Origin of the sequence: Anaeromyxobacter terrae (assembly GCF_022690685.1) — a bacterium.
GTDB classification, from domain to species: Bacteria; Myxococcota; Myxococcia; order Myxococcales; family Anaeromyxobacteraceae; genus Anaeromyxobacter; species Anaeromyxobacter terrae.
Map to the genome: position 1 here is coordinate 1 of NZ_JALCYY010000079.1, position 19,619 is coordinate 19,619.

Sequence of the window (19,619 nt, forward strand, 5' to 3'; positions counted from 1 at the left end):
CGTCCCCGGTCGCGGCGAAGCCCCCGCCGCCGGCGGCCAGGCCCCCGCCACGCGCCGCTCCGCCGCCCGCGACGCCGCCGAAGGCGCCGCCCGTCGCGGCGCGCGCGAACGGCGCAGCCTTCCCGGACCTCTCGGAAGAGCTCGAGGAGACCGAGTTCTTCCTGCAGCAGGGACTCCTCGGCGCCGCGCGCGACGCGCTCGAGCTCCTCCTCGCCGCGCATCCGCGCCACCCGGTGCTCGAGGCGCGGCTCGCCGAGGTGGAGCGCCGCGCCGGGAGGGAGGCGCCCGCGGCCACCCCTACGCCGGGAGGCGGGGCGCGGGAGACGCGGCCGCTCGCGGTCTCCGGCGTCGACGAGAGCTTCGACATCGCGCGCGAGCTCGCGGACGAGCTCGGCGGCGAGGCTTCGCCGGCCCCGGACGACGAGGAGTTCCAGTACTCGGTCGAGGACGTCTTCGCGCAGTTCAAGAAGGGCGTCGAGCAGACCGTCCGCCCCGAGGACAGCGCCACGCACTACGATCTCGGCATCGCCTACAAGGAGATGGCGCTCCTCGACGATGCCGTCCACGAGTTCGAGGTGGCGCTCAAGGGCGCCGAGAAGCGACGCGCCATCGACTGCCTCTCGATGATCGGCCTCTGCCGGATGGCGAAGGGGGAGCAGCGGGAAGCGATCCGCGCCTTCCGCCGCGCGCTCGCCTCGGACGCGCTCACCAAGGAGGCCGCCAAGGCGGTCCAGTACGAGCTCGGGGCGGCGCACGAGGCGGTCGGGGAGGCGGAGGTGGGGCTCTGGTTCCTCCAGCGCGTGGCGAAGCTCGATCCGGCGTTCCGCGACGTCGCGGATCGGATCCGCGCGCTCGGGGGCGGCCCGGGACGTCCGCCCGCCGACGCGGCCCGCGGGGCGCGCCCGCCGTCCGCGCCGCCACGCCCGCCCGTCCCGGGCGCGAAGAAGAACATCGGGTACCTGTAGCGCCAAGGACGCCGCGTGAACTATCTCGAGTACTACGAGCTGTCGCAGGAGCCGTTCTCGAACGCGCCCGTCTCGCGGTTCTACTACTCGTCCGCGCAGCACGCGCAGGCGCTCCTCAGGCTCACGCACGCCGTCTCCGGCATGAAGGGGCTCGCGGTGCTCGTGGGCGACATCGGCGCGGGCAAGACCACGCTCGCGCGGCGGATGCTCGACGCGCTGCCGGAGGAGGAGTACGAGGCGGCGCTCCTCGTCATCATCCACTCGGGCATCACGGCGAGCTGGCTCCTCAAGCGGATCGCGCTCCAGCTCGGGGTCGAGAGCCCCGCCGACGAGAAGCTCGCGCTCCTCTCGCAGCTCTACCAGCGGCTCGTCCGGATCTACGAGCAGGGCAAGAAGGCCGTGGTCCTCATCGACGAGGCCCAGATGCTCGCCACGCGCGAGATCATGGAGGAGTTCCGCGGGCTCCTGAACCTCGAGGTCCCGGAGCGGAAGCTCCTCTCGTTCGTGTTCTTCGGGCTGCCGGAGATCGAGCAGAACCTGAAGCTCGACCCGCCGCTCGCGCAGCGCGTCGCGCTCAAGTACCGGCTCGAGCCGCTGTCCGGAGAGGCCACCGAGGCGTACGTCCGGCACCGGCTCCGGCTCGCCGGGGCGCCGCGCGTCCCGTTCTCCGCGGGCGCCCTCGCGCGCATCCACGCCTACACGCGGGGGACGCCGCGCCTCATCAACACCCTGTGCGACAACGCCCTCTTCGAGGGCTTCGTGGCGCGCGCGCGGGAGCTCGACGAGCGGTTCGTCGACCGCGTCGCCCGCGACCTCGGCATCGAGGCCCCCGCGGCGGCGGACGCCGGTCCGGCGGACCGCCCGGCGCGGCTCGACCTCGCCGAGATCGATCGCTACCTCGAGTCGCTCGAGTAGCGGTCACGCGCTTGGTCCTGCGCGCACCGCGGTGGAGAATCGAGGCAGGTGAAGAAGCGCACCGTCGCCCTGGCGTTCCTCGCGCTCATCGTGGCCCTGGTGGGCGGCACGATCGCGGGGTTGCGCACGCGCTGGGCGGCGGACCGGATCTGCGCGCTCGCGGCCGAGCGCGTGGAGCGCTCGACCGGCCTCGAGCTCGCCGTCGCGGCGTGCCGGATCCGGCCGCTCGCGCTCGAGCTCGAGGCGGAGGGCATCCGGCTCGGGCCGGCCTCGGCCCCGCTCTTCACCGCCGACGCGCTCGCCGCCCGCCTCGCGCCGATCCAGGCGCTGGGGCGGCAGCTCCACCTCGCCGAGCTGCGCCTCGTGCGTCCCCGGGTCGTCGTCCCACCGCGCTCCACGCACAGCGGCAACGGCGTCGGCCGCGCCTGCCCGCCTCCGCTCCTCGCGCGCTTCGAGGTCCGACACCTCGACGTCGAGGCGGGCGCGCTCGACGTCGCGCTCGACGGGGGCCGTCGCCTCGTCGTGGACCGGATCGACGTGAGGTCACGCCCGCCCGCGCGCTCGCTCCGCGCGTTCGGCGCGCCGCTCCGCCGCGCGCGCGTGGAGATCTCCGCGGGGCCGGTGAGCCTCACCGGGCCCGGGCGCGCCTTCGCCGCGACGGCCGTCTCCGCCGACGTGGAGGTCGCGCTCGATCTCTCGCGCGCGGTGCTGCACGGGGCGCAGGCCGAGATCGGGGGGCTGCGACTCGACGCTCGCGGCGAGGTCCGCGATCTCTGCGATCCGTCGTTCGAGCTCAGCGCGTCCGCTCGTGGCCGCGTCGCCGACGCGCTCGCGCTGGCGGGCGTCGCGGTCGACGCCGAAGGGAGCGCCGAGGTCGTGGCGAGCGTGCGCGGCCCGGCGCGGGCGCCGGAGGTGTCCGCCACCGTCGCCTGGACGGGCGTCCGGATCGGCGAGCAGCGCGCCGGCGCTGGCCAGGCGGCGCTGCGGCTCGCCGGCGAGGAGGTCGTGTTCGACCGGATCGAGGTGCCGCTCGCCGAGGGCAGCGCGCTCGTGCGGGGCACGCTCCGCCTCGCGCGCGGCGCGCCGATCGCGGCGGAGGTCGAGCTGCGCGGTGCTGAGCTCGCGGAGGTGCTCGACCGGCTCGGCGTCCGCGATCCCTGGGTGAGCCTGAAGCTCGACGGGCGCGCGGCGGTGTCCGGCTCCCTGTGGCCGCCGGCGCTCGGCGGCGAGCTCGCGGCCGACCTGCGGGACCTGCGCGCGCTCACGCGCCCCTACCGCACGGCGAAGGGCGATCCCGGCGTCGTGGCCTTCGCGGCGGGGCGGCTCGAGTCGAAGGTGCGCGTCGATCGCGAGGGGCTGTTCTTCGACGCTGGGCGGCTCTCGGTGGGGCGCGGCACCGTCACCGCCGACGCGGCGGTCCACTTCTCGGAGGCGCGCGGCTTCTCCGTCCGCGCGCAGGGCGAGGCGGACCTCGACGCCCTCGGGCGCGTCGCCGACGTCCCCTGGGCCGGGCTCGCCCGCGTGGAGGCGACGATCGGGGCGGCGCCGTACGGGAACCCGCACGTGGTCGGCCGCACCCGCATCGAGCGCTTCCGCTTCCTCGACGTCGATCTCGGGAACGTCTCCTCGGACTTCCGCTACGACGACTTCCTCCTGCGCTTCTCCGGCGCCGAGGGGGTGAGGAACGTGTCGCGCTGGAAGGGCGAGGGCGTGGTGGACCTCGACCGCACGCCGGCGCACGTCGTCTCGTCCCGCTTCGAGGCGAAGGGACGGATCCGCGACCTGCTCGACGCCGTGCGCGACTGGCTCCCGCGGTCGCGCTGGATGCGCGACGTCGTCGACGGCGACGTGGAGGTTTCCGGCGCAGCCACCGGCCCGGCCGACGCAGTGGACGCCGAGTTCGAGGCCCGCTTCGGCGCCGGGACGATCTACGGCCGCCGCTACGACTCCGGGCGGGCGGAGGGGCGCATCCACAAGGGCGTCGAGACCCGCCTCGATCGCGCGGAGCTGCGCCGCGGCACGGGGGTGGCGCGCGCGACCGGCACCTGGAGCGCCCTGCCGCCGTTCCCCTGGGACGTCGACGTCTCCTTCTCCGGGGTTCCCATCGCGTCGCTCGGCCTGCCCGGAGGCACGTGGTCGGGCACCGTCGCCGGCACGGCGACGCTCGAGGGGTCCCTGGATCGGCCGCACGTCCGCTTCGCCGCGAACGGTGACGCCGTGCACGCGGAGGGGTTCGGGCTCGGGACGGTGCAGGTCGGCGGCACGCTCGACGGCGAGCGGCTCGTCGTGACCGGCGGAGCCGAGGGCGTCTCGTTCGAGGGAGAGGCGACGCTCGCGGGCCGCATGCCGTTCCGGGCGCAGGCGCGGCTCGCGATGCACGACGTGACGCGGCTGCTCCCCGACGGCGCGCCGGGGGGCTTCCGCGCCCGCGTCGCGGGGGAGGGGACGGCGGAGGGCGAGCTCGCGGACGTCTCGCTCGCCCGGGCGCGCTTCCGGCTCGACGAGGTGCAGGCCGGCTACGCGGACTTCCGCGTGCAGTCGGCCGGCCCGGCGGTGCTCGAGCTCGACCGGGGCCGCGTCGAGGTGCAGGGGCTCGTGCTGCGCGGGACGAACACCGAGCTCGCGCTCTCGGGCACGCGCGCGGCCTCCGGCCAGCTCGACGTCTCCGCGCGCGGCAACCTCGACCTGCGCCTCCTCGGCGGCCTCACGCCGGCGCTGCGCCGCCCGGCGGGGCGGCTCACGCTCGAGGCGCACGTCGGCGGCACGGCGGAGGAGCCGGTCCTCGTCGGCGCCGGGCGCGTCGAGGACGCCGGGTTCGAGCTGCGCGACGTGGTGCTCGCCTTCTCCGGGCTGCGCGGCGATCTCGCGTTCTCGCAGAACCGCATCCTCTTCGATGGCCTCGAGGCCGCGGTGAACGGCGGCCGGGCCCGGCTCGAGGGCGAGGTGCAGCTCTCGTCGTTCCGACCCTCGCGCCTGCGGGTCGAGGCGAAGCTCGACGAGATCCCGCTCGCGGTCCCGGCGTACCTCCCGGTCACCCTCTCCGGCCGGCTGGAGGCGACGGGCTCCCCCGACGCCACCACGCTCACCGGACGCGTCCACGTGCTGCGCGCGCGCTACACCGCCGACGTCGACCTCGAGCGCAGCCTGCTCGAGGTGCGCCGGCGCACGGCCGCGCCGCCCCGCGCCTACGACCGCGCCGGCGAGTGGCTCCGGTTCGACGTGCAGGTCGCGGTCGACGGCGACGCGCGGGTCGACAACGATCTCGTTCGCGGCGCGCTCTCCGGCGAGCTGACCCTCACCGGCTCCCTCGCCGCGCCCGGCCTCGTCGGCTCGCTGGCGATGGCCGAGGGGAGCCGCGCGATCTTCCGCGGCAACGAGTTCCTCCTCACGCACGCCATCCTGGAGCTCACCGACCGGAACCGCATCGCGCTCGCGCTCGACGTGCACGGCGAGTCCCAGGTGCGCGACTACCAGGTCTTCATGCACGTCTTCGGGCCGATGAGCGATCCGCAGATCACGCTCACCAGCGCGCCCGCGCTCACGCAGCCGGACATCATCACGCTCCTCTCCCTCGGCTTCACGCGCCGCGACGCGGGGGCGGGCGCGGGCGTGGGCGGCGTCGCCACCGCGGCGGCGGCGCAGGCGCTCTTCTCCGCCTCCGGGCTCGACGAGCAGGTGAAGCGCTTCCTGCCCCGCACCGGCGTCATGCGCGACCTGTCGGTGCGGATCACGAGCGCCTACTCGGAGGGCACCGGCCAGGTGGAGCCGCGCGCGGAGTTCGAGTCGTGGTTCCTGCGCGACAAGCTGCGGCTCCGCTACCAGGCGCCGCTCGCCGGCGCGCGGGGGCAGAAGGCGCAGGCGGAGCTCCGGCTCGGCAATCACACGGCGGTGCAGTACCAGTGGGACAACGACAACCCCGACGTGGCCACGGGCGATCACGGCGTGGATCTGAAGCTCCGCTGGGAATGGACGGACGAAAAGTGAGCGGGCTGCGGCGCACGATGCCGGGCCCGCGGCGGGCGTCCTCGCTCCATGCGCCTGCGGCGCACGGCCAGGCGCCGCTGCGCGCGGCATCGAGGAGAGGAGCGCCTCGGCGCGCGTCGCCGCGGGTGCCCCCCTCCGCTCCGGGCTCGTGCGCCTCGTGCGCGGTCACCGCCCATTCCGTGCGGCTGCGCGCCCTCGCGTCCCTGCTCGTGTCCCTGCTCGTGTCCCTGCTCGCCTGCGCGGCGCTGCCCGCCGCGGCGGACGTCGTCTCGCCCCCGCCCCGCGTGGTCGGCGTCGAGCTGCGGGTGCCCGAGTCGGCGGACCGGGTCGCGCTCGCCGGGTTCGTGGACGTGAGGCCGGGCGAGACGCTCTCCACCCGCGCGCTGCGCCGGACCGTGCAGCGGCTCTACCAGACCGGCCGGTTCAGGAACGTGATCGTCCGCGCCACCCCCGCGGCGCCGCCTCCGAACGAGCGCGGCGAGTGGGTGTCGCTCGTCGTCGAGGCCCTGCCGGTCCGGATGCTCGCGACGCTCGAGGTGCGGGTCGAGGGCCCCGCGGTGCTCGACGCCGCCGGCGTGCGCGCGGCGGCGCGGCTCACCACCGGCGAGCCGTTCGACTCCTCGGACCTCGACGCGGCCGCCGCGCGGGTCCGGGCCCTGCTCGAGCGCCGCGGGTACCCCGAGGCGACGGTCGAGGCGCGCGCGGTGCGCGACGACGCCGCGCTGATCCGCGTCGCGGCGGGCGACCCCGTGCGGATCCGCTCGGTGCGGCTCGCGGGATCCGGCGAGGCGCCCCGCCTCACCTCCGCGCTCCGCTCGCGCGCCGGGGCCGTGCTCGATCGCGACGTCCTCGACTCGGACGTCCGCGCGGCGCGCACCGCCCTGTACGCGAGCGGTTACCGGCGCGCGCGGGTCGGCGCCCCCGTCGTGCGGATCGAGGGCCGGCTCGCCGACGTCGAGCTGCCGGTCGACGCCGGTCCCAGGCTCGCGTTCGCGTTCCGCGGCAACCAGGAGATCGCGTCGGCGGTGCTCGCCAGGCAGCTCGCGTTCGAGGACGGCCAGCCCGTGGACGCGCCGGCGATCGCCGCCGCGGCCGACCGCATCCGGGCGTTCTACCGCTCGCGCGGCTTCGCGGGCGTGCGTGTCGAGGCCGAGGAGTCCCGCCGCGGACGTCTCGCCGCGGTGGTCTTCCACGTCGAGGAGGGACGCCGCTACCGGCTGCGGGAGGTCCGGCTCGACGGGGTGGAGCAGCGCGACGCCGCGACGCTGCGGGCGCAGCTCGCGGCGATCCTCGACGAGGAGGGCGGCCGGCGGGACGAGGCGGAGGCCGACCGCGGACGCGCGCTGCTCGTGTCCGTTCCCGGGGTGAGGCCGCCGCGCGCCCCGCCCGCGGCGCTCGCGCCGAGCGAGGTATGGGACGAGACGGCGTGGGCGCGGGCGGCTGAGCGGATCGTGGACGACTACCGGGCCGCCGGGTGGCTCGAGGCGGTCTACCTCGGCGCCTCCGTGTCGCTCGACGCCCGCGCGCGCGTGGTGGACGTGACGGTCCGGCTGCGGGAGGGCCCGCGCACGCACGTCGAGGCCATCTCGTTCGAGGGGAACCGCGTCGTGTCGCTCGCCGAGCTCGCGCGCGAGTCGCGCCTGGCGCCCGGCGATCCGCTCGCCTTCGAGCGGATCGAGGAGACGCGCGCGGCGATCCTGAGGCGCTACCTCGCGCGCGGTCACCTCTACGCCCGGGTCGACGCGCGCGAGGAGCTCGACTCCGGGCGCCACACCGTGGCGATCCGCTTCGTCGTCGACGAGGGGCCGCAGGTGCGCATCGGGCGCGTGCTGCTCTCCGGGAACCGGCGCACCCGCGAGGACGTCGTCCGCGGCGCGCTCGCGTTCGCCGAGGGCGACGTGTACGACCCCGAGCGGATCGCGAAGAGCCAGGCGGCGCTCCTGCGGCTCGGGGTGTTCCGGTCGGTGTCCATCCGCGTACAGGAGCCGGAGGCGCCGCACGAGACGAAGGATCTGGCCGTCGAGCTCGCGGAGCGCCCCTGGGCGACGCTCGCGCAGGGCGTCGGCTTCTCGATCGCCGACGGGCCGCGCGCGTTCGTGGAGTACGGCGAGCCGAACCTCCTCGGGCGGGCGCTCGAGCTGGGCGCGCGCGCCAAGGTGAACTACCCGCTCGAGACGCCCTGGGTCGAGCGGCCCGACCTCGCGGGCAAGGCGCCCTCGGACCGGGTGGAGGGACGGGCGGAGGTCGGGCTGCGCACCCCGAACTTCGGCTTCCTGCCGTTCCCCGCGAGCGGCCGCACGAACGTCATCGGCGAGATGCTGCACCGCAAGGCGTACGCGCTTCGCCGCGCCTCGGCGATCGCCGGCCTGGACCTGGGGCTCACCTCGCGGCTCTCGGCGTCTCTCCAGTACGAGCTCGAGGTGGATCGCATCGTCCGGACGAACGCGGTCGGCTACCTCACGCAGGCGGACCTCGAGCGGCTGCGGTTCGACGAGGGGATCACCACCCTCCACGCGCTTCGCCCGTCGGTCTCGATCGACCACCGCGACAACTCCGCCCACCCGCACTCCGGCTGGGCGGCCTCCGGCGCGCTCGAGTACGCCCGCTCGCTCGGCGCCGAGCGCGCGGGGCCGGACGATCGCGCGCTCTTCGGCCTCCTGCCCGCGAGCGGGATCCACACCAACATGCTGAAGCTCTCGGCGTCCTCGTCCGGGTACCTGCCCGTCGGACGCGGCAGCGTCGTCGCGCTGTCCCTCCGCGGCGGCCGCGTGTTCCCGCTCGACCGCCGCTCGCAGACGATCATCCCGCGGCGCTTCTTCCTCGGCGGCGCGTCGTCGATGCGCGGCTACGGCGAGGAGGAGATGATCCCCGAGGACGTGCGCAGCGACCTCGCCGCCGAGGCGCGCCACTGCGCGACGAGCCCGACGCAGGTGGGCTGCACGGACCGCGGCAGCCGCATCGCCGCCGGCGGCCGGCCGGTCTCCGAGGGCGGCGAGGCGTTCCTGCTCGCGAAGGGTGAGCTGCGGTTCCCCCTGCGCCGGAGCCTCGAGGCGGGCTTCTTCGTCGACCTCGGCAACCTGTGGCTCGACCCGCTCCGCTACCGCCTCGTCGACCTGCGCGCGAACGCCGGCGTCGGCCTGCGGTTCGTGACGCCCATCGGTCCCGCCGCGCTCGACCTGGGGTTCAACCTCGACCCGGACGGCGCCGTGAACGAGCGGGTCTTTGCCCCGCACTTCACGATCGGATTGTTCTAGCGGGGGCTGCGCCCCCGCCCCGGCTAACGGCCTGAGCGCCCGCTCACCCCGGAAACCGCGCCATCACCTCGTCGAACGTCTCGAACACGTCGTGCCGGATCCCGCGCTCGGCGCAGTAGCGCACGAGGCTCGAGCCGGCGCGGGCGAAGACGTGATCGGCGGCGTCGGCGGCGTGCCGGTCGCCGGTGCCGTCCCCGCAGAGGACGACCTTGTTGCCCGCGCCCTGCAGCTCGCGGACGACGTCGCCCTTGCAGAAGCCGCAGAAGCCGCAGTCGGCGCCGTGGAACCGGACCGAGAGCCCCGAGGGCGAGAGCTCGGCGCGGTTCGCGCGGACCTCCACGTGCGCGCGGAGCGCGGGCGGGAGCCGCTCGAGCACCGGCTCGATGTACGCGTCGAGCCCCGAGGAGACGACGAGGAAGGGGCGGCCGCTCGCCCGGCAGGCCTCGACGAGCGCCTCGAAGCCGGGCCGCAGCACCGCGTGCTCGCGCGCGAACGCCGCGATCTCGCCGCGCGAGGCGGTGATCGGGGCGAACACCTTCGCGAGGAGCACGCTGAAGGGGAACTCGCCGCGCTGGTAGAGGTCCGCGGCCGCGCGGTAGTTGGCCTCGCCCGCGAACCGGTAGGCGACGAGATCGCCGAGATCCTCGGTGAGGGCGGTGCCGTCGAAGTCGCAGACGATGGCCCAGGGCGCTCGCATCGGGGCGGACGTTCTACTCCGGCCGGACGGCGATTGCCATCACCCCGTACCCGGAGAGCACCGGCCACGCGCGCGCCTCCGCGAACCCGGCGCGCGCGAGGAGCGCCGGGAGGCTCGCCTCGTCGTAGCGCCGGTGGAGCCGGGACATGCTGCGCCAGAGCGCCATCGCGACGCCGTTGCGCGGGCCGGCGCGCAGCGCCTCGCGGAGGCGGGCGCGCCCGTCCCGCGGCTCGAGGAACGCGACGTGCCCCCCGGGCCGCACCGCGCGGCGCACCTCCCGCAGCGCCGCGCCGGCGTCGTCGAGGAGGTAGAGGAAGCTGTGCCCGGTCGCCCCGTCGAACGCGCCGTCGCGGACGGGCAGCGCGAGGGCGTCGCCGCGGACGAGCGCGAGCGGCACGCGCGCCGTGCGGGCGTGGCGCGCGGCGCGCCGCAGCATCGCCGCCGAGGTGTCGAGCCCCACGTGCAGGCGGGCGGGATCGGCCCGCGCCATCTCGAGCGCGCTCGTGCCCGGGCCGACGCCGAGATCGAGGACGCGCGGCCCGCCGACGAGCTCGGCCATCTCGCGGCAGTCGCGCCGCCACGCCTCCTGGTCGGTGAGGAGCTCGTAGATGGCAGCGGCGCGACCGAACGCGAACGCGGCGTAGGCGCGACCGGCGCGGGAGAGCAGGCGGCTCATGCAGGGCGGACGCGGTCGTGGAGGAGGCCCCAGCGGACCCCGCGGTCCGAGACCGTCAGCCGCTCGAAGCCCGCGGCGCGCATCGCCTCGACCACGATCACCGCGCCGGCGAGGATGACGTCCGCCCGCTTCGGCTCCATGCCGGGCAGGGCAGCCCGCGCGCGCACGGTGAGCGCGGCGAGGCGGTCGAGCAGCGCGTCGGCCGCGGCGAGGGTGAGGGTGGCGCCGTGGACGCGCTCCGCGTCGTAGGCGGGCAGCGCCTGCTCGACGGCGGCGAGGGTCGTGACCGTGCCGGCGACGCCGACGAGCCGCGCCGGCCCGAGGCCCGCGGCCATCGGCCCGAGCGGCGCGAGCGCCTCCCGCGCCGCGGCTCGCAGCGCGGCGAGCTCCGCGCCGGACGGCGGATCGCCCCGGACGTGCCGCTCGGTGAGCCGCACCGCGCCGACCTGCAGGCTCGTGCGAGCGCTCGGGGCGCGGCCGTCACCCACGGTGAATTCGGTCGAGCCGCCGCCGACGTCGAGCACGGCGAGCGGGCCCGCGCCGCCGAAGTCGCGCCACGCGCTCGCGTACACGAGCCGCGCCTCCTCGTCGCCCGAGATCACCTCGGGCGCGAGCCCCGCGGCCGCGCGCGCCGCCGCGAAGAACTCCGCGCCGTTGGCCGCGTCGCGCGCCGCGCTCGTCGCGACGCAGGCGACGATCTCGGCGCCGAGCGCGCGCGCCTCGGCGGCGTAGGCGGCGAGGGTCGCGACCGTCTCGCGGATCCCCGCCGCGTCGAGCCGCCCGGTCGCGTCCACGCCGCGCCCGAGCCGGGTGATCTCCGCGCGCTCGACGAGCGGCTCGAGCGTCGCGCCGCGCCGCTCCGCCACGGTGAGGAGCACGGTGTTCGTCCCGACGTCGATCGCCGCGAAACGCTCGGTCACGCGTCCTCCCTCGAACGAGCGCCCGCGACGCGGCGTCGCGCGGCGCGGCTACTCGGCGAGCGGCCCCCACGCCGGCGCGGAGAGCTCGCCGCCGCCGCCCGCGGAGATCACGGTCTGCTTCTCGCCGCGCGCGTCGGACACGACGAGCTGGAACCCGGCGCCGGCGCGATCGGTCTTGAGCGCCATGAGCCGCCCGTTGGGCGCCCAGGTCGGCTCCTCGTTCGTGCGCCCCTGGTCCTGCGTCACGCGCTGGATCCTGCCGCTGTCGGGCGAGACGACGAACACGTCGAACACCTTGCGCTCGTCGCGCGCGGTGAACGCGATGGCGTCGCCGCGCGGGCTCCACGCCGGCGTCTGGTTGTAGTTGCCCTGGAAGGTGAGCCGCTTCGGGCTCGAGCCGTCCGCGCCCATCACGTAGAGCTGCGGCGTGCCGCTCCGGTCGGAGACGAACGCGAGCCGCTTGCCGTCCGGGGACCACGCCGGCGAGAGGTCGAGGGCCGGCTCCCGCGTGAGCCGCTTCGCGCCGGAGCCGTCGGCGTTCATCACCCACACGTCGCTGTTCGCGCGGTCGGTGATCGTGAACGCGACCTGCCTGCCGTCGGGCGAGTAGACCCCGCCGTAGGCGTTCGGGATGGCGGCGAGGCGGCGGAAGCCCTTGTCGGCGAGGGTGTAGAGCCACAGCTCCGGGCGGCCGTTGCGGTAGCTCGTGAGGAGCACCGCGCCGCCGTCCGGGCGCCACGCCGGCGCGAGGAGGATCGCGCGCTCGGAGAGGAGGACGCGCGGGTTCTTGCCGTCGGCGTCCAGCATCACGAGCTCGTAGAGCCCGCGGATCTTGCGGATCGCGACGAGCTTCGTCGAGAAGACGCCCGGCTCGCGGGTGTAGTAGCGGACGATCTCGTCGGAGATCCGGTGGGCGAGCCCGCGGGGATCGGACGCCTGCGCGCGGACCCGCTTCACGAGCACCTCGCGCCCGGCGCGGACCTCGTAGAGGTGGAGCTCGCCCTCGAGCTCTCCCTCGACCTGGCGCATGCGCGCCTTCACGAGCCCCTCCGCGCCGACGTCCGTCCAGCGCGCGAAGCGGATGGTCGGGGCGGCCCAGCCCTCCGACGGATCGGCGAGGAAGCCGCGCGGATCGAGCACGTCGAAGAGGCCGGAGAGGGTGAGATCCCCGCGGACGACCTCGGTCACCTCCCCGGCGCGGGCGTCGGCGCCCTCGCCCTGGAACTGCGCGACCGCGATGGGGAGCGGCTGGAAGTTGGGGGAGCCGATGGTGAGGGTCGGGCGCTCCTGGGCGAGCGCGGGGAGGGCGGCCGCGAGGGCGGCGAGCGTGAGCGTGCGAGTGAGGGTCATGGGGGCAGTCATCACAAGGTGAACTTCACCGGCTGGCCGGAGCGGCGATAGGACTCGCGCGATTCGGCGGGGGGCGGAGGGAAGCGCGTCTTGCGGAGCGTCCGCTCGAGGGCGGCGTCGAAGGCGGAGTTGCCGGACGGCGTCTGGACCTGCCATCGACCGATTCGTCCGTCGGGCTCGATGAAGATCACGACGATCGCGTAGAGGTGCATCCGCTCGCGCTCGGAGATCGTCGACGGCACGTCGTAGTTCGCGTGCAGCTCGCGGACGATTGACGCGAGGTACCGGTCGCCCTCCGATCCCTCCTCGGAGTCGCCGAGGGGATCCCCGTCGGGATCACCGTACTGCGGCTCCGCCTTCGCCGCGGACGCGCGCACCTTCGAGAGCACCGACGCGAGCGAGTTGCTGGTCGCCTTGCCCGGGTTCGGGCTCTGCGCCTTCGGCGTCGCGGGCTTCGGCTCGGCCTTCGCGATGGCGACGGAGGGAGCGGCGGGCGCCGGCGGCGCGGGGGCGGCGACCGGCGTAGGGGCGGCCTCTGCGGGCGCGGGAGGCGGCGGGGCCTCCTTGCGCGGGAGGTACTCCTGCGGCTTCTTCGGGCCCATCCGGACGAGCTTCGCGACGATCGGCTTCTGCTGGAGGTCGATCGTGGGCGGCGGCACGCGCACGACCACCCAGACGATGAGCGCCGCGTGCACGGCCACGGAGAAGGTCGTCGCCGGCCAGAGCCGGTCCTTCCGGCGGAGCGCGGTCGTGACCGGGATCGCCGCCATCTACCGCCGGCCCTCCTGCTTCGCCTCGCGCACCTTGTCGGCGGCGGGGTTCGTGATCATGCCGACGTTCGTGATGCCGGCGCGCTGCACCGTCGCCATGACGTCGACGACGAAGCCGTAGGGCAGCGTCTTGTCCGCCATGAGGTAGAGCTCGCGGTCCTTCATCGCGCGGGCGTTCGCGCGCAGCTTGTCCTCGAGCGACTCGAAGGGGATTCGCGCCGCGTCCTCGCTCGAGCCGAGGTAGAGCGAGTGGTCGGACTTGATGGAGAGGACGAGCTTCTGGTCCTCCGCGTCCACGGCCTTGGCGCGCGCCTCGGGCAGGCTCACCTCGACGCCCTGCTGGATGAGGGGCGCGGTGACCATGAAGATGATGAGGAGCACGAGCATCACGTCGACGAGCGGCGTGACGTTGATCTCGGTGAGGGTCTGGCGGCCGGAGCCGCCGCTCGACGCTGCCACGGGCGGCTCCTAGCTGAAGAAGTGACGCCGGACGATGTTGAGGAAGTCGTTCGAGAAGTTCGTCATCTCGCTGTCGAGGACGCGGATCTTCGACACGAAGTAGTTGTAGGCCACCACGGCGGGGATGGCCGCGAAGAGGCCCACCGCCGTGGCGATGAGTGCCTCGGAGATCGGCTTCGCGACGGTGGCGAGGTTGGCGTTGCCCGCCTGGTAGATGTCGTGGAACGCGCGCATGATCCCCCACACCGTGCCGAACAGGCCGACGAACGGCGCCGCGCTCGCCGTGGTGCCGAGGAACGGGACCTGCGCCTCGAGGTGGGTCACCTCCGACGCGGCGGCGCGCTTCAGCGCGCGCTCGACGTTCTCGATACCGCCGAGTTCGTCGCTCATGTTCGCCTCGCCGCCGGCCTCCTTCTTCTGCGCCGTGACCTTCGAGAGCTCGACGTACCCGGCGCGGAACACCTGGCTGATCGGGGAGGCGGAGAGGGACTCGGCCGCCTGGTAGATCGCGTCGAGGCGCTTCGACTGCCAGAAGGTCTCGAGGAACTTCACGGACTCGTCCTGCGCGCGCCGGATCTGGAGCCACTTCTTCACGATGATGGCCCAGGAGACGGCGGACGCGCCGAGCAGCAGGAGGAGGACCCCGATCCCGATCGGGCCGGAGTTCTTGGCGATCTCGAAGTAGTCGAGGCCCTCGCCGCCGGCGGCGGCGAGTGGGACGGGCAGGGGCAGGATGAGGTTCGTCATGAGCACCGATAGAGTGGTCGCTTGTTTAGCACGGGCGAGCCCCGCAAGAAGGAAACGCCCCAGCGGGCGAATTCTGCCCCGATCGTGCGCCTACATGTCGGGTCGGGGGAGTGTGAGGACCTGTCACGGCGTCGTCCGCCGGCAACCCGTCCGCGAGGGAACGATTGCATGAAATCGCGTCCCCGTGCGTCCGCATCGCGTGGCACATCGGTTGCTCGGTCTCTCGCTCGACTGCCTCGCGCGACATCTCCCGGAGGATGACATGAGACGCCTCGCCCTGACCCTCGCCACCGCCGTCCTCGCCTCGGGCTGCATCGTCGGCGACGACCACGTGGACCACCGCGTCGGAGACGCGACCCTGTACTGGAACTTCCGCAACGTGGACGCGCAGGTCGCGGGCGACTTCGGTGCCGCCAACGCGGGATGCGTCGACGCGGGCGTCACCGAGGTCGACCTCGAGCTCTACCGCGGCTCGACGCGCGTCCTCTACCAGACCTACCCGTGCCAGGAGTCGGGCACGAGCCTGCCGCGCGCGGGTGTGGGGGGGCTCGAAGAGGGCGAGTACGGCTGGCGGCTCACGGCGTACCGGATCGACGAGCAGGTCTTCACGAGCGAGGGCGGGCTCGTCGTGGTCCGCGACCGGAACACCGACTTGCGCGCGACGCTCGACGTCATCTCGCCGCAGAGCCTCACGCTGTACTACACGATCAACGGCGCGTTCACGTGCGGCAACGCCTCGAGCATCTACTACTCGCTGCTCGACACGGCCCGGACGAACGTCGTGTCGACCGGGACGATCGGCTGCGACCCCGTCGCGTCCGGCTTCTCGATCTCCGGTCTCCCCGTCGGCGCGAACTACTACCTCGACTTCCTGCAGGCGCTCGACTCGCGCGGCGTCGCGCTGTACGAGCGTTGCGGCCTCGCGCTGCGGCACACCGGGTTCCCGATCGTGATCGACCTGGGCGCCGCGCCGCAGCCGGCGTGCGGCTAGCGGCCTGTAGCGTCGGCGGCTCATGACGGAGCGCGGGTCTCCCCGGCCCGCGCTTCGCAATTTCCGGGGAACGAGTAGACTCCGCGCCGTGTCACGCATCGGCATCTTCGACTCGGGGGTCGGCGGCCTCACCGTCCAGCGCGCCATCCTCGAGGCGCTCCCCTCGGTGGACACCGTGTACCTGGGCGACACCGCCCGCGTGCCCTACGGCACGAAGTCCGCCGACACGGTCACGCAGTACTCGCTCCGGAACGCGCGCGTGCTCGCCCGCCACGGGATCGATCTGCTCGTGGTCGCCTGCAACACCGCCTCGGCGGTCGCGCTCCCTGCGCTCCGGGCCGAGCTCGCCGTGCCGGTGCTCGGCGTGGTGGAGCCCGGCGCCCGCGCCGCGGCGCGGGCCTCGCGCGGCGGGCGCATCGGCGTCATCGGCACGCAGGGCACCATCTCGAGCGGCGCGTACCAGGCGGCGCTCCGCGCCGCGCGGCCGGACGCGGAGGTCGTCGCCCGGGCGTGCCCGCTCTTCGTGCCGCTCGCGGAGGAGGGCTGGACCGATCCCGACGACCCGGTCGTCCGCGGCGCCGTCGCTCGCTACCTCGCCCCGCTCCACGACGCGCGCATCGACACGCTCGTCCTCGGCTGCACGCACTACCCGCTGCTCCGCGCGGCGATCGCCCGCGAGCTGCCGGAGGTCGCGCTCGTCGACAGCGCGGACGCCATCGCGGCGGAGGTCCGGGCGCGCATCGGCGAGGAGAACGGTCGCGAGGGAGCGCACGCCTTCCTCGTCACGGACACGCCGGAGAGGTTCCTCGCCGTCGCCGGCCTGTTCCTGGGCCGGACCGTCACGTCCGCCGAGCACGTGGATGTGTGATGCGGCGGCCGCCTGACGCGGCAGGCCGTGAGCCGCTCGCCGCGAACGTGCCGTACCCTGCGTTTTGACGCCGTTTTCGGGCCGGCCGTCGGCTTGATGGCGCCTGCGCGCGGCGGTAGTCTCGGAGCCTCGAATGGCCGGCGACGCGAAGAAGATGGTGGTGGGCTTCAACCACAACATCAAGCACAAGGGAAAGCCGTACCACATCCAGACCGAGGACTCGGGGCTGGAGAACCCGCACATCATCACGCACCTCTTCGTGGGCGGGAACATCCTCGCCTCGAAGAAGACCTCCTACGCGGACATCGTCGGGGCTGAGAACCTCGCCCAGGTGGTGCGCGAGCTCATGGAGGAGCAGCACAAGGAGATGCTGCGGAACCTCGTGAACGGCGTGTACGACGACCTCGACGCCGTCTACAGCGCGCAGGCGCAGTCGTACCAGCCCGGCCAGCTCCAGGCGGAGCGCGCCGGCGCCGTGAAGCTCCGCGACGGCGTCGCGCTGCCGCGCGCGCCCGCCTCGCGGGGGCTCCCGCCCGAGGTGGTCGCCGCGCGCACCGGCCCCGCGCCCGCGCTGCGCGGCGACGGCGCCGAGACGCTCTTCGGCGAGGACCTCGTCAGCGAGAAGAGCCTCGACGAGGTGATCCTCTCGTACCTCGCCGACGACCTCGGCGATCGCAAGTGATCCCGGTGGCCAGGAAGCGGTCAGCGAGCGAAGCGAGCCCCCCGGCGTGGAAGAGCCATGGGAGGGCCCCGCGCGAAGCGCGGGAGGGGCGAAGCCCCTCCGGCGGAGAACGGTCGCGAACCCGCGAAGCGGGCGCGACCGTTCACGGGCCCCGCCCAGCAGGGGTGGGGCCCCAGCAGCTTCGCTGCTGGGGCGGGGGCGCAGCCCCCGTGAGATCGTGATCCAGCTCTTCCACGTCACGAAGGAGTACCCGGGCGACGGCCCGGCGCTCCAGGAGGTGTCGCTCGAGATCGACAAGGGGGAGTTCGTCTTCCTCACCGGCGCGTCCGGGGCGGGCAAGTCGACGCTCCTCAAGCTCATCTTCTGCGACGAGCCCGCGAGCGCCGGGCAGCTCCTCCTCTTCGGCAAGAACGTCGCGAAGATCTCGGGCTCCGCCATCCCCTTCGTGCGGCGCAACATCGGGGTCGTCTTCCAGGACTTCAAGCTCCTCGCGAACCGGACCGTCGCGGAGAACGTCGCGCTGCCGCTCGAGGTGCGCGGGCTCGCGCAGAAGGAGATCCGCCGGAAGGTGCGCGGGCTCCTGCGCTCGGTCGGGCTCGAGCACCGCGCCGACAAGTTCCCGCCCTCGCTCTCCGGCGGCGAGCAGCAGCGCGTCGCGGTGGCGCGCGCGCTGGCGCCGGACCCTGCGCTCCTCCTCGCCGACGAGCCGACCGGCAACCTCGACCCGGAGCGCACGCTCGAGGTCATGGACCTGCTCTACGGCGCGAACGCCCGCGGTACGACGGTGGTGGTCGCGACCCACGATCGCTCGCTGCTCGAGCGCTACAAGAAGCGCGTCGTGGTGCTCCAGGCGGGCCGCCTCCTCTCCGACGGCGACTCCGTCCGCCGCGCCGTCTCCTGACATGGCCCTCCGCCCCTTCCGCGCCGCGCGACGCGCGCTCGAGTCGATGGCCCGCGGTCCGTACGTCGCGCTCGTGGGAGCGGCCACCGTCTTCGTCGCGGTGTTCGCGACCGGGCTGTTCGCCGGCGCGCTCGGCGGCGCCGAGCGGCTCCTCGAGTCGTGGGCGGGGGAGGTGCGCGTCTCGGTGTACCTCGCGCCGGGCGCGGACCTCGAGCGCGCGCGGGCGGCGGCGGCCGCGCTCGCGCCGGGGCGGCGGGTGGAGGCGGTGCCCTCCGAGGTCGCGCTCTCGCGGCTCGCGGACTCGCTCGGGGAGCAGGCCCACGTGCTCGAGGGCGTCGGCCCGGGCGCGCTGCCGGACGCGGTGGAGATCGACGCGCCCGGCCTCTCGCTCGAGGGCGCCCGCGAGCTCGCGGCGCGGCTCCGCTCCGTGCCGGGCGCGGACGACGTGGACTACGGCACCGCCTGGCTGGAGGGGCTCGAGCGGCTCGTCGCTCGCGCACGGACGGCGGCCTTCTTCCTGTTCGGCGCGCTCGCGCTCGCGACCGCGATCCTGGTCTCGAACACGCTCCGGCTCGCGGTGTTCGCCCGGCGCGAGGAGATCGAGATCATGAAGCTCGTCGGGGCGACGGACGCGTTCGTCGCGACGCCGTTCCTCATCGAGGGCCTGCTGCAGGGGCTCCTCGGGGCGGGGGCGGCGGTGATCGCGCTCGTGGGCGTGCACGGCCTGCTCGTGCCGCGGCTCGCCGCCGCCGTGTCGGCGGCCCGCGCGCTCACCCTCGCCGACACCCTGCCGCCCGCGCTCGTCCTCGCCCTCGTCGGCGGCGGGGCCGGCATCGGGCTCCTCGGGAGCGCGCTCTCCGTCGCCCGCGCGCTGCGCCGGACCTGACCCGTGCCCGCCGCGCTCGCCCTCGCGCTCGCGCTCGCCGCCGCCGATCCCCGGGCCCAGCTCTCCGCCCTCGAGGCGAGACGGCGCGCGGAGGAGACCGCGGCGCGGCTGCTCGCGCAGCAGGAGCGCTCGGTGCTCGATACGCTCGGCGAGGCGGAGACGTCGCTCACGACCGCCCGCGCGGAGCTCCGCCGGGTCGAGGCCGAGCGCGCGGAGGCGGCGGCCGGGCTCGCCCACGCGCGCGAGGTGGAGGCCGCCGCCCGGGCGCGCCTCCGCGCCCGGCTCGCGGAGCTCCGGCCGCGGCTCGTCGCGCGCGCGCGGATGGGCCCTGCGGGCGAGCTGCGGCTGCTCCTCGCGAGCGCCTCGCTCGCGGACCTCGTGAGGCGCAGCTACCTCATGGACCGGATCCTGTCGCGTGACGCGGCGCTCCTCGCCGACGCGCAGGCGGCCGCGCGGGAGGGGGAGGCGGCCCGCGCCGAGCGCGGCCGGGAGGCGGCCCGGCTCGACGCGCTCGCCGCCGAGGCGGCGGAGCGGCGCGCCCAGGCGGAGGCGCG

The 19,619-nt window shown here is 74.9% G+C and carries 15 protein-coding genes and 2 pseudogenes; 10 read left to right on the forward strand and 7 right to left on the reverse strand.

Features of this window, described 5'->3' with window-relative positions:
- From MNY62_RS22820 to MNY62_RS22835, 4 genes and pseudogenes are all read left to right on the forward strand, one after another.
- Nucleotides 1-965 (forward strand): annotated as a pseudogene (locus tag MNY62_RS22820) (tetratricopeptide repeat protein); the annotation flags it as partial.
- A 15-nt stretch (nt 966-980) separates the two neighbouring features.
- Nucleotides 981-1,880: an ExeA family protein gene (locus tag MNY62_RS22825; RefSeq protein WP_242346645.1), complete on the forward strand. Its 900-nt coding sequence runs from the start codon at nt 981-983 to the stop codon at nt 1,878-1,880.
- A 48-nt stretch (nt 1,881-1,928) separates the two neighbouring features.
- Nucleotides 1,929-5,864 (forward strand): translocation/assembly module TamB domain-containing protein, encoded by a 3,936-nt coding sequence (locus MNY62_RS22830; protein WP_242346646.1) that lies wholly within the window; start codon nt 1,929-1,931, stop codon nt 5,862-5,864.
- Nucleotides 5,865-6,043: 179 nt separating this feature from the next.
- Nucleotides 6,044-9,118, forward strand: a complete 3,075-nt coding sequence (locus tag MNY62_RS22835) for a POTRA domain-containing protein (RefSeq protein ID WP_242346647.1) — start codon at nt 6,044-6,046, stop codon at nt 9,116-9,118.
- Between the two features lie 43 nt (nt 9,119-9,161).
- On the opposite strand, the gene MNY62_RS22840 is transcribed toward MNY62_RS22835, so the two are convergent.
- From MNY62_RS22840 to tolQ, 7 genes are read right to left on the reverse strand one after another with little or no spacing between them, the layout of a single operon-like run.
- The gene (locus MNY62_RS22840; RefSeq protein WP_242346648.1) at nt 9,162-9,815 is read right to left on the reverse strand and encodes an MtnX-like HAD-IB family phosphatase; all 654 of its coding nucleotides are present in this window, start codon (nt 9,813-9,815) and stop codon (nt 9,162-9,164) included.
- Nucleotides 9,816-9,828: 13 nt separating this feature from the next.
- A complete protein-coding gene (locus MNY62_RS22845) occupies nt 9,829-10,491 on the reverse strand; it encodes a class I SAM-dependent methyltransferase (RefSeq protein ID WP_242346649.1) in 663 nt (220 codons plus the stop codon).
- A complete protein-coding gene (locus MNY62_RS22850) occupies nt 10,488-11,411 on the reverse strand; it encodes a Ppx/GppA phosphatase family protein (protein WP_242346650.1) in 924 nt (307 codons plus the stop codon). The genes MNY62_RS22845 and MNY62_RS22850 overlap by 4 nt, the downstream gene beginning before the upstream one ends.
- Before the next feature lie 48 nt (nt 11,412-11,459).
- Nucleotides 11,460-12,761 (reverse strand): protein TolB, encoded by a 1,302-nt coding sequence (locus tag MNY62_RS22855; protein ID WP_242346651.1) that lies wholly within the window; start codon nt 12,759-12,761, stop codon nt 11,460-11,462.
- An 11-nt stretch (nt 12,762-12,772) separates the two neighbouring features.
- Nucleotides 12,773-13,531: an energy transducer TonB gene (locus MNY62_RS22860; RefSeq protein ID WP_242346652.1), complete on the reverse strand. Its 759-nt coding sequence runs from the start codon at nt 13,529-13,531 to the stop codon at nt 12,773-12,775.
- On the reverse strand, nt 13,532-13,990 hold the full coding sequence (tolR, locus tag MNY62_RS22865; protein WP_242346653.1) for a protein TolR: 459 nt from the start codon (nt 13,988-13,990) through the stop codon (nt 13,532-13,534).
- A 9-nt stretch (nt 13,991-13,999) separates the two neighbouring features.
- Complete coding sequence (tolQ, locus tag MNY62_RS22870; RefSeq protein ID WP_242346654.1) at nt 14,000-14,737, reverse strand: protein TolQ; 738 nt, start codon at nt 14,735-14,737, stop codon at nt 14,000-14,002.
- 262 nt (nt 14,738-14,999) lie between these two features.
- On the opposite strand from tolQ, the gene MNY62_RS22875 reads away from it, so the two are divergent.
- The 6 genes and pseudogenes from MNY62_RS22875 to MNY62_RS22900 all read left to right on the forward strand — a co-directional run.
- Nucleotides 15,000-15,728: a hypothetical protein gene (locus tag MNY62_RS22875; RefSeq protein WP_242346655.1), complete on the forward strand. Its 729-nt coding sequence runs from the start codon at nt 15,000-15,002 to the stop codon at nt 15,726-15,728.
- An 88-nt stretch (nt 15,729-15,816) separates the two neighbouring features.
- Nucleotides 15,817-16,596, forward strand: a complete 780-nt coding sequence (gene murI / locus MNY62_RS22880) for a glutamate racemase (protein ID WP_242346656.1) — start codon at nt 15,817-15,819, stop codon at nt 16,594-16,596.
- Between the two features lie 133 nt (nt 16,597-16,729).
- Nucleotides 16,730-17,278, forward strand: coding sequence for a hypothetical protein (locus tag MNY62_RS22885; RefSeq protein ID WP_242346657.1), 549 nt, complete (start codon nt 16,730-16,732; stop codon nt 17,276-17,278).
- Nucleotides 17,279-17,495: 217 nt separating this feature from the next.
- Complete coding sequence (gene ftsE / locus MNY62_RS22890; protein ID WP_242346658.1) at nt 17,496-18,179, forward strand: cell division ATP-binding protein FtsE; 684 nt, start codon at nt 17,496-17,498, stop codon at nt 18,177-18,179.
- A 1-nt stretch (nt 18,180) separates the two neighbouring features.
- Entirely contained in the window at nt 18,181-19,065 is an 885-nt protein-coding gene (locus MNY62_RS22895) for a cell division protein FtsX (protein WP_242346659.1), read from the forward strand.
- A gap of 3 nt (nt 19,066-19,068) precedes the next feature.
- Nucleotides 19,069-19,619, forward strand: a pseudogene (locus MNY62_RS22900) (murein hydrolase activator EnvC family protein); the annotation flags it as partial.